The sequence below is a fragment of the Pelagicoccus sp. SDUM812005 genome (genome assembly GCF_031127875.1).
Classification (GTDB): domain Bacteria; phylum Verrucomicrobiota; class Verrucomicrobiia; order Opitutales; family Opitutaceae; genus Pelagicoccus.
On the sequence record NZ_JARXIA010000013.1, the window covers coordinates 146,907 to 158,491 of the forward strand.

Annotated in this window: 10 protein-coding genes; 4 read left to right on the forward strand and 6 right to left on the reverse strand. The window is 60.5% G+C overall.

Annotated features, from left to right (window positions below):
• The first annotated feature begins 8 nt into the window (after positions 1-8).
• Positions 9-605, forward strand: coding sequence for a VPDSG-CTERM sorting domain-containing protein (locus tag QEH57_RS15665; protein WP_309007703.1), 597 nt, complete (start codon positions 9-11; stop codon positions 603-605).
• A 141-nt stretch (positions 606-746) separates the two neighbouring features.
• Here the strand turns inward: QEH57_RS15665 and QEH57_RS15670 are convergent, their stop codons facing one another.
• The 3 genes from QEH57_RS15670 to QEH57_RS15680 form a co-directional block, all read right to left on the reverse strand.
• Positions 747-3,722: an ATP-binding protein gene (locus QEH57_RS15670; RefSeq protein ID WP_309007704.1), complete on the reverse strand. Its 2,976-nt coding sequence runs from the start codon at positions 3,720-3,722 to the stop codon at positions 747-749.
• A 335-nt stretch (positions 3,723-4,057) separates the two neighbouring features.
• Positions 4,058-4,657, reverse strand: a complete 600-nt coding sequence (locus QEH57_RS15675) for a pyridoxamine 5'-phosphate oxidase family protein (protein ID WP_309007705.1) — start codon at positions 4,655-4,657, stop codon at positions 4,058-4,060.
• Positions 4,658-4,680: 23 nt separating this feature from the next.
• Complete coding sequence (locus QEH57_RS15680) at positions 4,681-5,055, reverse strand: hypothetical protein (RefSeq protein ID WP_309007706.1); 375 nt, start codon at positions 5,053-5,055, stop codon at positions 4,681-4,683.
• A 120-nt stretch (positions 5,056-5,175) separates the two neighbouring features.
• Between QEH57_RS15680 and QEH57_RS15685 the strand changes: the two genes are divergently transcribed.
• Positions 5,176-5,769: a TetR/AcrR family transcriptional regulator gene (locus QEH57_RS15685; RefSeq protein ID WP_309007707.1), complete on the forward strand. Its 594-nt coding sequence runs from the start codon at positions 5,176-5,178 to the stop codon at positions 5,767-5,769.
• 71 nt (positions 5,770-5,840) lie between these two features.
• Here the strand turns inward: QEH57_RS15685 and QEH57_RS15690 are convergent, their stop codons facing one another.
• Positions 5,841-7,040 (reverse strand): ROK family transcriptional regulator, encoded by a 1,200-nt coding sequence (locus tag QEH57_RS15690; RefSeq protein WP_309007708.1) that lies wholly within the window; start codon positions 7,038-7,040, stop codon positions 5,841-5,843.
• A gap of 72 nt (positions 7,041-7,112) precedes the next feature.
• On the opposite strand from QEH57_RS15690, the gene QEH57_RS15695 reads away from it, so the two are divergent.
• Both QEH57_RS15695 and QEH57_RS15700 read left to right on the forward strand, forming a co-directional pair.
• Complete coding sequence (locus QEH57_RS15695; RefSeq protein ID WP_309007709.1) at positions 7,113-8,528, forward strand: Gfo/Idh/MocA family oxidoreductase; 1,416 nt, start codon at positions 7,113-7,115, stop codon at positions 8,526-8,528.
• A gap of 33 nt (positions 8,529-8,561) precedes the next feature.
• Entirely contained in the window at positions 8,562-9,887 is a 1,326-nt protein-coding gene (locus QEH57_RS15700) for a DUF1080 domain-containing protein (RefSeq protein WP_309007710.1), read from the forward strand.
• A gap of 124 nt (positions 9,888-10,011) precedes the next feature.
• On the opposite strand, the gene QEH57_RS15705 is transcribed toward QEH57_RS15700, so the two are convergent.
• Positions 10,012-10,770, reverse strand: a complete 759-nt coding sequence (locus QEH57_RS15705; RefSeq protein ID WP_309007711.1) for a hypothetical protein — start codon at positions 10,768-10,770, stop codon at positions 10,012-10,014.
• Between the two features lie 31 nt (positions 10,771-10,801).
• Positions 10,802-11,497, reverse strand: a complete 696-nt coding sequence (locus QEH57_RS15710) for a hypothetical protein (protein WP_309007712.1) — start codon at positions 11,495-11,497, stop codon at positions 10,802-10,804.
• Positions 11,498-11,585: the final 88 nt, after the last annotated feature.

The window sequence follows — 11,585 nt, forward strand, 5'->3', positions numbered from 1 at the left end:
TGACGCACATGAAAAAGACACTATTGACGCTCGTCGCCGCAATTGGATTCGCCAGCCTCTCCCAAGCAGTGGTGATTAACCCTGTTTCAGCTAACGGAACCGGTTCCTATAACAATTCAATCGGACTCATCTCGGATGGTGTGATTCCCAGCGAAGGTACCGCTTGGACCGCCAGTACTAACGTCTATTGGACTGGTACGGCCGTAAAGCTCACGGTAGACCTTGGCGCCCTGTACACCGTCACCGACATCCTCGTATCGGTCGATAACAACGACAACTACGCCATTACCTATTCCGCGGACAACATAAACTGGCTATCACTTACCACTATCCTTTCTGGCCATGGCGAAACAGGATGGGGAATGGACACGATGAGCAGCGACAGCACTCATCCAGAATATGTCGCCGGGATAGACTTCTCCTCCGTGAACGCCCAATACCTAGCCATACAAGCAACTGGCGGAGACAATTACTATTCCGTAGGAGAATTCCAAATACACGGATATCGCGATACTCAAGGCGTACCGGATTCAGGCAGCACAGCGCTTCTAACGTTGGTAGGCATCGCGTCCCTCGTCGGCCTCCGCAAGCGACTCAATAAGTAATCGCCACCTCCCTCAAATTCCCAAAGCCGCAGCAGCTCAGGGCTCTGCGGCTTTCTTGTATCTACTTCCCGCGAAAAAAGTCCCGCGAACACGCAGCGTTGTAGCGGAGCACCACTTCCGTCGCTGAGCTCACCTCGCCCCTCACTCCTCGCTCTCCCAAGCCTCGAAGTTGAGTTTCAACTCCCGCAAGCCCTTCTCCACCTTATCGCCATCTTTAGCCAAGGCCGCGTTTTCCACGTCCTTGGAATCTAAATACAATTGGTCGATTCCCAACGCCATGGCCGTGTTGGCTAAGTAGTGGGCATCCTCCTTCACCATGAACCAATCCTGCTTCTCGAAGCTCGCTTCCATGTCGCGGTGTTTCGAATACACTTCCGCGATCGCGGCCTTCACCGCCTCCGCCGGATAGCTGTCGATCCCACCAAAAACCGTTTGCGGCACCGCGGGCTTCGCTGCGACTTCGCTTTCGACCTTGTCCTCTTCCGCCTCCTCCTCGATTGCCGGCCCAATGAAGAGCGGCACATGCTCGGGCTCCGGCTCTGGCGTCTTCACCTCGCGCTTCAAGGTAGCGGGATCCACCCGCTTTTCCTCGATCCAGGAAATTGCCTCGATCTTCTCCCCCAACTGCCCCGCGTAGAAGGGCTTGCCCAAGAAATCGTTCACGCCCGCGTCGCGAGCTCGCTTGACTTCGTCCTCCTGCAGGGACGCGGACACGGCGATGATCCACGGCCGCTCCGCCGCATCGCCCTTTTCGCGTATCATGCTCGCCGCCGTCGGCCCGTCCACCACCGGCATGCGCAAGTCCATGATCAATAGATCGTACTCAAGCCCGTGATCCGCCGCGGCCTGCCCGCCATCGAACTCGTCCGCCTCGTAGCCCAGCGCTTCCAAGTACTGCAAAATCAGGCGCCGCACCATTGGATTGTCATCCACCACTAGGATCTTAAGCGGGTAAAGCTGCCCCATCGGAACCTCCTCCTCCGCTTCCAACTCGCTTGGCGAAGCGATCGCATCCTCCGTATCCTCGAGCTGCAAGGCTTCGAAATCGAACGACGCGGTAAAGCAAGACCACTTGCCCACTTCGCTCTGCACATCGATGCGGCCGCCCATCAACTCCACGATTCGGTTCACGATCGCCAAGCCCAACCCGGCGCCTTCTCGAGGAAACTTGCTGGAATGCTCCAGCTGGATAAACGGTTCGAACAAGCGGACCAGGTCCGCCTCCTTGATTCCCACCCCTGTATCCAAAATCTCAAACTTCAACGGAAGCGCGTCCTCAGCCGACTTCGCATCCACGAACGCCTTCAGGAAGACCTCCCCCTCTTCCGTGTACTTCACGGAATTACCAAACAAGTTCAGCAGCACTTGCCGCAGCCTGACCCCATCGGCCTGCACCAGCTCCGGCACTTCGTCCGCTATCTCCAAATGCGCCTTCAAGCCCTTGCGATCCGCCATCGGCCTGATCGTGCGAAACGTTTCCTCGATCAAGCGACGCAGCCGTACCGGTCCGTACTCGAGCTGGAAGTTCGCCTTGCGCAGGTTGCTGAAGTCCAAGATGTCCTGCACGATCCGCAGCAAGATCTTCCCCTCCGACTGGATCGTATCCAGACAAGCTCGCTGCTTCTCGTCCAAGCGCGTCCCCTTCAACAGGTCGCTATACCCCAGCACGCTCTGCAGCGGCGTACGAATTTCATGGCTGATCACCGCCAGGAACTCGCTCTTCGCCCGATCGCCCGCTTCCGCCCTCTCCTTCGCAAGGATCAAGTCGGCCTCGCTCTCGTGCTCGATCTGGTAATACAGGAAGAAGATCACCAAAGCCATGATCAATCCCGCGATGATGATCGTCTGTAAGCGCGAAAGGGATACATTGCGAAACCAGGAGGCGCCGGAAACGTCGATCCCCAGCCAATATGCGATCTCGCCCGTGGCCCGATCCCGAAGCGGCGCGCTCAAGTGCAGCAAGGACTCTCCTCCGGCCGCGAAGGGTCCCGCTAGAAAGGCCTCGCCCGACTCGTATCCATCCAGCCCCGCCAAATCCAAGTGAGACTTCGCCAGAAACGGCTGCTCACTCTGCTCCGTCTCGAAAGCCGCCGTGCGAATCCCCGTTCCCCCGCCGCTCCAAAGATAGACGCTGCGCACATCCGAGCCCACCCGCTTGATCCCCAGCAATTGCCCCGCAACGGCGCCGTCGAGGCGACGTCCATCGGCCAAGATCTCCTCAAAGGTGCCGATCTCCGCCACGTCCATCGGCACCGCCGCCGTCTGCACGCGCGAAAGGTAGTCCTGAGCCATGCGGTCCTTCATCCGCTGCCCGTTCCAGCTCGTAACCAAAAAGCTCGCTCCCACGACCACCGCCAAGGCCACCGGCAGCACGCGATGCCCCCACAGCCTCAATTGGTTGCCGATCTGCGGAACCACGTCTTCGATGCGACGCTGCAAGCGGTAGTACCAAAAGCCTGCCAAGATCGTCCACCCCGCCACGATTCTCAACAACAGCAAGTCGAAGCCGTAGTAGGGAAAATCTTCATACGCCACGGTGCTGACCGGAAGGGCCACGTCCAAACGTCCCGGAGCCAACAACCAAGTTGGGAACAGCAGGATCAGCCCCGCTACGATCGCGTACAGCTCACGACGCTTCTCCTCCTTGGCCGCCCGCGCAAAAACGCGACACGCCCAAACCACTGCCCCCGCCGACACCAGCAGCGACACGATCAAGGTGTAGAGCAAATCCCCGATCTCGATCGAAAGACCCAAAAACAAGCCGCCGAGGGCCGAGTACGGAAAAAAGTTACGCTCCTCGTCCTTCTTCGCGTAGCGGATCGCCGTCTCCACCAGCAAGCCGTAACCCAGCATCTCGAAGCCCACCTCCAAGTTGAAGGTCCGGAAAAACTCGTCCGAAAACGACAGCGTGCGCAAGAAATCCGACACCGCTTGCGAAAAGGCGTAGAACCCGATCCACAGCCACGGCAGCCGCACCCCGCCATTTTTCGACAAGGGCTTCGAAAGCGCCAGCAATCCGACCAGCATCCACCCGAAAAACGAAAGGAAGACGAGAAAGTCCTGCTCGAAGATCCAGCTCGGAATCAGTTGCGGGGAATTTGGATCGGAGGGAAGCATGCGGGAGGGTTGGCGAAGTTAGCATTCCAACTATCGACATCGTTGCAATCCCCTGTACTCCAAGGCAATCCAACAATAGAAAAGCAAGCCACTCAGCCCCCGAGCTCCGCACCAAGCCTCCCCCCAAAAAAAACCGAGTCCCCCTCCCCTTCGCCCAACCAACACATCATCCCCTCACCCCCCTCCAAGCCTCAGCCGAACCCCAGTGGTCTGACCACCACTACCATTGGTCTGACCACTCGCCTCACTGGTCTGACCACCCAACCTGCACGCATTCTGGAAAAGTCTGGGGCGGCCTTCCTCAAGCCCGGGTTCACCGGTCAAGCATCCCCGACCTACTCGCCGCGGCCCTCCAACTCCGTCTCCAGTTCCTCGATACGGCTTCGCAACGCCCCCAAAGCCTCCTCCACCTCCGCTCGCGTAAACCGCTGCGTTATGAACTTCGGGCAATTCCAGTCGAATCCGACCACCTCCAATACAAAAAGCCGCCTCGCCCGCAAACGCTCCGCATCCGAAAAAAGGCTCGCCACCTCCGGCTCATCGGCGAGCTCCACGCAGCGCGCCCGACAGAGCAGCTTCAACCGCTCCCGGGCCCGGTAATCCATCAAAAAAAGCGACACCCGATCGTCCGTCGCCACGTTTCCCGCGCTGATCAGCTGCCGGTTTCCCTCCTGGTCCAAAAACGCCAACCGCCGTTCGTCTATGACTTTCAGGAAACCGGCCGGCCCGCCGCGGTGCTGCAGGTAGGGCCAGCCGCTTTCGCTCAAGCTTGCCATATAGAAGCTGTCGCGGGCCTCGATGTAGGCCCGCTCTTCAACCCCTAAAGCTCGCGGGAGAGACGAAGCTCCGGACACGCTACCCGCGCGGCCATAGGCAGCCCGCTGGACCCGCGCCACCGCAGGCGTCTGCAAAATCCTCAGGTACTCGTCCCTCATTGGAAAACGTCTCCCTACCCGCTTCAGAAGAGGGCCACGTTCCAACCCTCCGCATAGTAACGCCGGATACTTAGAATTCCCGGCGTTCCTTCGAGCGGATTGTCTCCGAGCAACGGTACTCCCGCCTTCTCCAAGCCTTCCGTCGCCCCGTTGCGGACCGCGCAGCCACGCGACGCTCCCACCACATGCTCCCTCAACGCTTCGTACCAAGGGTTCCCAGGGTGCCCCAGCTGGCTCAGCTCCGCCGGCCAACGCGTTCCCGTCCCAGCGAACACGATCTCCAGCTCGTCTCCCGCCTGCTTGCACTCGCTCGCCATGCCCAAGGCATTGAGCATGCGGGTCAAGGCCTCCTGGGCGGCGCTCTTCGGATCAGTTAGAATTACAATCGCAGTTTTCATAGTTCCTTTCATCAGGTTAGATTCGCTAAATAGACAGGTCTGTCTACCTTAAGTCAACTAAAAATAGACAGACCTGTCTAATCTTGATTTCCAGCCGCTTTCGCTCCAGCCTGCATCCCCATGTCCAGCACCTCCGCCGCGCGCAGCCGCAAGTCACCCAAACGAGACCTCCTGCTCGAAACCGCCTTTCGGCTCTTCTACCTGAGCGGCTACCACGCAGTCGGCATCGATACCATCCTGGCCGAAGCGGGCGTGGCCAAGATGACCCTGTACAATCACTTCAAGTCCAAGGATGAACTCATCGTCGCCGCCCTCCAGCGCCGCGCTGACGAAATTCTCTCCGCCCGCGAGGCCACTCTTTCCGCCGCCAGCGACGACCCGCTCGATCAGCTCTCCGCCCTCTTCGACGCCTACGAAGGCTGGTTCAAGACCCCGGACTTCAACGGCTGCGCCTTCATTCGCGCCATCGCCGAATACCCCGACCAAGCCTCTCCGGTCAACCAAGCCGTCCGCCAACAAAAGCAGATCCTGATCGACCAACTCGAATCCCTCGCCCGCAAGCTTCCCACCGACGATCCCAAATCGCTAGCCACTCAGATCTACCTCCTTGCCGAGGGAGCCATCATTCGCGCCCATACCTTCAGGGACCCCGCCGCCGCTCAGCTTGCCAAGGAAGGCGCCCTCGCCTTGGCCAAAGCCGCCCGCCGGCCCTGAGAATCGCTGGCGACGCCCCTCCAGCCCTCCAGCTAGCTTCTCGCTCCAATCGCGCTACGGCGAGAATCCCGCTAGCTCGCCGAGACCAGCAGCGGATTTTGCATCACTGCCTCGAACACCGTCGCCAGACAGCCCAAGAGCTGGTCCTCCGGCGACGCGCTTACCACCACGCTCAGGTCCTTGCCCATCGGATACAAAACCTTCTCCTCGAGAGTCGCCTGCACCTCCGCCTCGCACAGCGCCAACAAATCGCGCAGATGCCCGCCGATCACCACCCGAGACGGGTTGAAAACCTGTATCAATTGGGCCAACCCCTCGCCAATCTGCCGCCCCTCTTCCGCAAGGGCCCGCAGAACCCGCGGATCCTGCGCCCGGCCTAGCTCGCAAACGCCCGGAACCCAATCCAGGTTCGCATCCGCATCCTCCGGCAGCTCCACCCCTTCCGCACGCAACTTGCGCAGCACGCCGGAAGCGCCGATCTCCGTCACCCAACACCCCTGGCGACCGCAGCCGCAGCGATGCCCTTCCGCCACAAAAGGCGTGTGCCCCACCTGCCCCGCATAGCCCTCGCTGCCGCGCAGCAGGCCTCCGTCCACGAACACGCCGGCGCTCAAGCCCACCCCCAAGCTGAGATAGATCAAGTCCCGCACTCCACGCGGCTCGCCCAAATGGTGGGCAGCGATCGCCCCCGCATGGGCCTCGTTCTCCACGTAGACCGGCGTCCCGAAACGAGCCTCCCAGTCCTCCTTGATCGGCACGCTCTGCCATCCGGAAATCGGACCGTAGGCCAACTCGCCCGTTGCCCGCTTCACCAAGCCAGCCCACGCCACCCCAATCCCAAAGCATGGCAAGCCCAGCTCCGCTCCGCGCCCCAAAGCCTGCTCCACCAGCTCTCCCGCCCGCTGCAAGCCCTCCTCCGCGGTAACCGGCGCCGAAAGGCTCGCCTCCCCGCGCCACAGAAATTCCATGCCAAGGTTGGCCAGCACCACTTGCACCCGGTCAATGTCCAGCTCCACCGCGACCATGGAGCCGCAGGACGGATTCAAGTCCAGCAACATGCCGCGTCGCCCCACTCCGCCTTCCTCGAACTCGCTCTCGCTCACCAGCGACGCAGCGATGAGATCCGCCACGATCGCCGACACCGTGGCCCGCGTCAGCCCCAGCCGATCCGCAATCTGGGCCCGGGACAGAGGGCCGCTCTCGCGCAGCTGCTTTAGGGCGCTCACCGCGTTGAGCCGTCTGATATCACCTCTGTCGTACTTCGCCTGCATTCGTTCTTATAATTAGTTTGTTTAGTTAATAAACTATTGATTTCAAGCGCCAAAGCGCCCAAGGTCCAAAACATGAAACCCACCCCAGCAGCCCCCCCTGCGGACGTATCGCGTCGCAACTTCCTAAAAGCTTCCGCCGCCTTCGGCGCCTTCGCCTTCCTCCCCTCCCGCATGCTGTGGGGAGCCGGCACCCCCAACGAAAAAGTCAGGCTGGCCTGCATCGGCATCGGCAACCGGGGCAAGGCCAACATCAACAACATCGCCCAAAACGAGATCTGCGAGATCGTGGCCCTCTGCGACGTCGACCTCCAGGGCGAGCACACCGCCGAAATCCAGAAAAACTTCCCCAAGGCCCGGAAGTTCAGCGACTTCCGCAAGCTCTTCGACGAGATGGCCGACCAGATCGACGCCGTCCTCATCTCCACCCCCGACCACTCCCACTTCAGCATCACCATGCTGGCCATGTCGCTCGGCAAGCACGTCTACGTGGAGAAGCCGCTCGCCCACACCTTCGGCCAAGTCGAGCGCCTCATGGACCTCGCCCAACGCAGCGGAGTAGTCACCCAAATGGGCAACCAAGGCCACTCCGGCGCCAACTACTTCCAGTTCAAAGCCTGGACCGAGGCGGGCTTCATCAAGGACGTCACCCGCATCACCGCCCACATGAACAACAAGCGCCGCTGGCACGGCTGGGGCCAGGACGTCACCGCCTACCCCCAACACCCCGTGCCCGCCGGCATGGACTGGGACCTCTGGATGGACTACGCCCCCGAGCACCCCTTCAGCGACAAGCTGCACCCCGCCGAATGGCGCAGCTGGTTCGACTACGGAAGCGGCGCCTTCGGCGACTGGGGTCCCCACATCCTCGATACCTGCCACGAATTCCTCCACCTCGGCCTCCCGCAAAAGATCAGCGCCGTCAAACGCGAAGGAGCCAACGAATTCGTCTTCCCCCAAGCCTCCACCATCAAGTTCGCCTTCCCCAAACGGGGCGACATGCCCAAGTGCGACATTACCTGGTACGACGGCACCGAAAACATCCCCGAAGTCGAAGCGGAGTACGGCAAGCTGGAGAAGGACCCTGCCACCGGCAAGACCTCCCGCGCCCCCGTCGAAATCAAGAAACCGGGCAAGATCATCTACTCCAAGGACCTCGTCTTCCAAGGCGGCTCCCACGAGGACTACCTCAAGATCCTCCCCTACGAGAAGTACATGGACATGCGCCGCCATCTCCCGCGCTTCCCGCAGAAGAACTCCAACCACTACCTCAACTTCCTCCGCGCCTGCAAAGGCGAGGAGCAATCCCGCTCCCCCTTCAGCGTCAGCGGGCCGCTCACCCAAGTCTTCAACCTCGGCTGCATCGCCCAGCGACTCGGCGGCACCCTCAAGTTCAGCCGGACCGACAAGAGGATCACCAACAACAAGCTCGCCAACGCGCTGCTCGACCCCGCCCCACGAAAAGGCTGGGAACAATACTACCGTCTCTAAACACCAAACCAGCACCCCGCCATACACTCACGAATGAAAAAAGCCCTCATCCTTACCACCGCCCTTTCCCTCATCTCGCTCGCGACCGCGGGCCAGATCTCCGAAAGCCAGCAGCAATACATCGCCCGCTACGAGAAGCAGACCCTCAAGGTCGCGCCCGAAGACGCCCTCATCAACACCGAGAAGGAACCCAACCTCAAGAAAGGCTTCGTCGACCTCTACAACGGCAAGAACCTCGACGGCTGGGTCTCCCGCGGCGGCACCTGCACCTTCGAGCCCAAGGGCGACACCATCGTCGGCACCTGCGTGCCCGGCTCCCCCAATACCTTCCTCAGCACCGTCCGCGACGACTATACCGACTTCATCTTCACCGCCGAACTCAAGTGGGTCGTCGACAGCAACAGCGGCGTCATCTTCCGCGGCCGCACCAAGGAAGGCGAAAACGGCCGCGTCTACGGCCCCCAAGCCGAGATGGAAGGGCTAAAAAACGATCGCGGCTGGTCCGGCGGGATCTACGGCGAAGCCGCAGGCGGCTGGCTCTATCCGCTCTGGCTCGACGCCCATAAGGAAGTCCGCTCCGCCCTCAAGGAAGGCGAGTGGAACCGCATCACCATCCAAGCCATCGGCAAGAACATGAAGACTTGGGTCAACGGCATCCCCGCCGCCAACTACGACACCGACACCTACTTCCAAGGCTTCTTCGGCCTGCAAGTCCACTCCGGCAAGGAAGGCGAAGTCCATTTCCGCAACATCAAGGTCAAGGAACTCTCCCCCGCAAACGACGGCTTCACCGACCTCTTCGAAAAAGGAGACTTCTCCGCCTGGACCAACGCCAACGGCGGCCCCATCGGCGACGGATGGAGCATCAAGAACGGCATCGTCTTCCGCGACGGCGTCAAGCCAGGCAACATCAACTCCCGCAAAAGCTACGACGACTTCGACCTCCGATTCGAATGGAAGATCTCCGAAGCCGGCAACAGCGGGGTCAAGTACCGCGTACGCGGCAGCCTCGGCCTCGAGTACCAAATCCTCGACGACCAAAAGCACAAGGACGGCAAGCTCCCCAGCCACCGAGCCGCCTCCCTCTACGACCTCTTCGCCGCGCCCGACGACAAGCCCATAAACCCAGTCGGCGAATGGAATTCCGGCCGCATCGTCGCCAAAGGCAATCACATCCAGCATTGGCTCAACGGAAAGAAAATCCTCGACGTCAAGATCGGCAGCAAGGAGTGGGACAAAGCCTTCGCCGCCAGCAAATACGCCAAGCACGAAGGCTTCGGCACCTGGACCGGCCCCGTACACCTGCAGGACCACGCCGACAAGGTCTGGTACCGCAACGTCCGTATCCGCGAACTCTAGGCTTCCACAGCGCGGCTGCATGCGCCTCCGCCAAAGCCTTGGCGAAAGGGCAAGCCCCACCATCGCGCAGCCCAACCAACTTCCGCCCTGCTCCCCACGAGCAGGGCTTTTTCGTACCCCATCCTCACGACCTTCCGCCCCTTCTCGATTCGCCAGTCCCGCTCGCCTCGCCGCCGTCCAGCACCTCGATGAAATGCTGCAGGAAGAAACGCTTCTCCGTAGGCAGAACCGTATCCGCCCTGCCCACGATCGGACGCAGCGAGGTCATCATCTGCACGCACACCAACAGATAGATCGCCATCCAACCCTTCAGACGAGCCTGAGAGCCGGGCCTCCCCAGAAAACGCCCCAACAACCGCGCCCCCATCGCAGTCGCGATCGCCCAAAACCCAAGGTGCATCACGCTCACCAAAGCCACCGAATCCGTCGATTGCGAAAACACCCAGGCCACCGGGGCCAGCCCAATCAGCATCACCGCCGACAAAGCCACCATCGCTACCATCGATCCCACCACTTCCCGAAACCGAGCGTCTACCCCGCCCAAGCACAAAAACACGTACAAGCTCGGCAAGCAGATCAAAGCGCTGAAAAGCGTACCCAACACCACCTTGGCCGGAGCTTGCCACAACTGCTCGCCTCCCGACAGCCCGCCCACCACCGCGCCGTACAGCGCGAGACAAACACCCGCTACCACGCACAAGGGCGCCACCACTCCCTTCGTCCCCTCCCCACGCACCGCATGCAGCAACCTGCCAGGGCGCTTCAGCAAGGACTCCAGCGACACCAGCAAGCCGCTCCCCTGCAACGGTTCCTCCCAATACGGGTCCCTTCCCGGCGCCATCGCCTTCGCAGCGCCCAAGACTTCGTCGTTTTCATTTTCCATATTATCGTTTGTCATAAAATTTGAATACACTTCAGAAAATTAGCTGCACTAGCGACTTCCAGACCTGCTGGTAAAACCCGCCGTAAAATGGGTTATCCCGTAGAAATTCGACGGGCAGATTCGGGTTTCCGATAAACGGACGTAAAATCCAAGAAACCTGGCTGCCAAGCAGGAGGTTGCCCGCTAGCCAAGCGACCAACGTCGAGCGCGCATTGCTTCGGGAGGGAGACACGTAGTTAAGCAATCGATACAAACGCCACGTGCCGCACCAACCTGCAAAAACGATAATCCCGACGTGTGACAACAAGGTCACGCTGTGTCCCGTCCGAGCTCCACCCGAGTCCAACGGAGGCGTGTTCCACATCAAAAACAAGGTCAAGGGAGACATCGCCAGCAAAACTAAAGAAGCCACCGAAAAGCTCATCAGAATTGCCAAGGTCGTCTGGCGAAAACTCAAGCCGCTCGCGTACAGCTGCGCAAGGATCCCGTTTAGAGCCGCATTTCCCAGACAGGTCAAAAACACCACCGCCGGAAACTTGGCCCCAGCGAACAGCGCCTGCAGCGGATTGCGCCACAGTCCGATCGTCGCCCCGTAAACGCCCGCTCCCAATAGCACGATCAACGACAAGCCACTCCACAGCCTCCATCCCTGCCCGCGCAACAAGCGATAAATAAGCTCCGGATTCCCCGCCAAAAGCACGCGGGACAGACATTTCACCTCATTCAACACCCCTCCACCTTGAAGCGCCTAAATGAAGCCTTGATGAACTCAGCGCGCTTTTTAAATGAAATCCGCGGGTATGCCCCTACGCCTA

Coding starts and splice junctions, on each gene's coding strand:
- QEH57_RS15665 (WP_309007703.1), top strand. CDS start 9: ATGAAAAAGACACTATTGACGCTCGTCGCCGCAATTGGATTCGCCAGC.
- QEH57_RS15670 (WP_309007704.1), bottom strand. CDS start 3,722: ATGCTTCCCTCCGATCCAAATTCCCCGCAACTGATTCCGAGCTGGATC.
- QEH57_RS15675 (WP_309007705.1), bottom strand. CDS start 4,657: ATGAGGGACGAGTACCTGAGGATTTTGCAGACGCCTGCGGTGGCGCGG.
- QEH57_RS15680 (WP_309007706.1), bottom strand. CDS start 5,055: ATGAAAACTGCGATTGTAATTCTAACTGATCCGAAGAGCGCCGCCCAG.
- QEH57_RS15685 (WP_309007707.1), top strand. CDS start 5,176: ATGTCCAGCACCTCCGCCGCGCGCAGCCGCAAGTCACCCAAACGAGAC.
- QEH57_RS15690 (WP_309007708.1), bottom strand. CDS start 7,040: ATGCAGGCGAAGTACGACAGAGGTGATATCAGACGGCTCAACGCGGTG.
- QEH57_RS15695 (WP_309007709.1), top strand. CDS start 7,113: ATGAAACCCACCCCAGCAGCCCCCCCTGCGGACGTATCGCGTCGCAAC.
- QEH57_RS15700 (WP_309007710.1), top strand. CDS start 8,562: ATGAAAAAAGCCCTCATCCTTACCACCGCCCTTTCCCTCATCTCGCTC.
- QEH57_RS15705 (WP_309007711.1), bottom strand. CDS start 10,770: ATGGAAAATGAAAACGACGAAGTCTTGGGCGCTGCGAAGGCGATGGCG.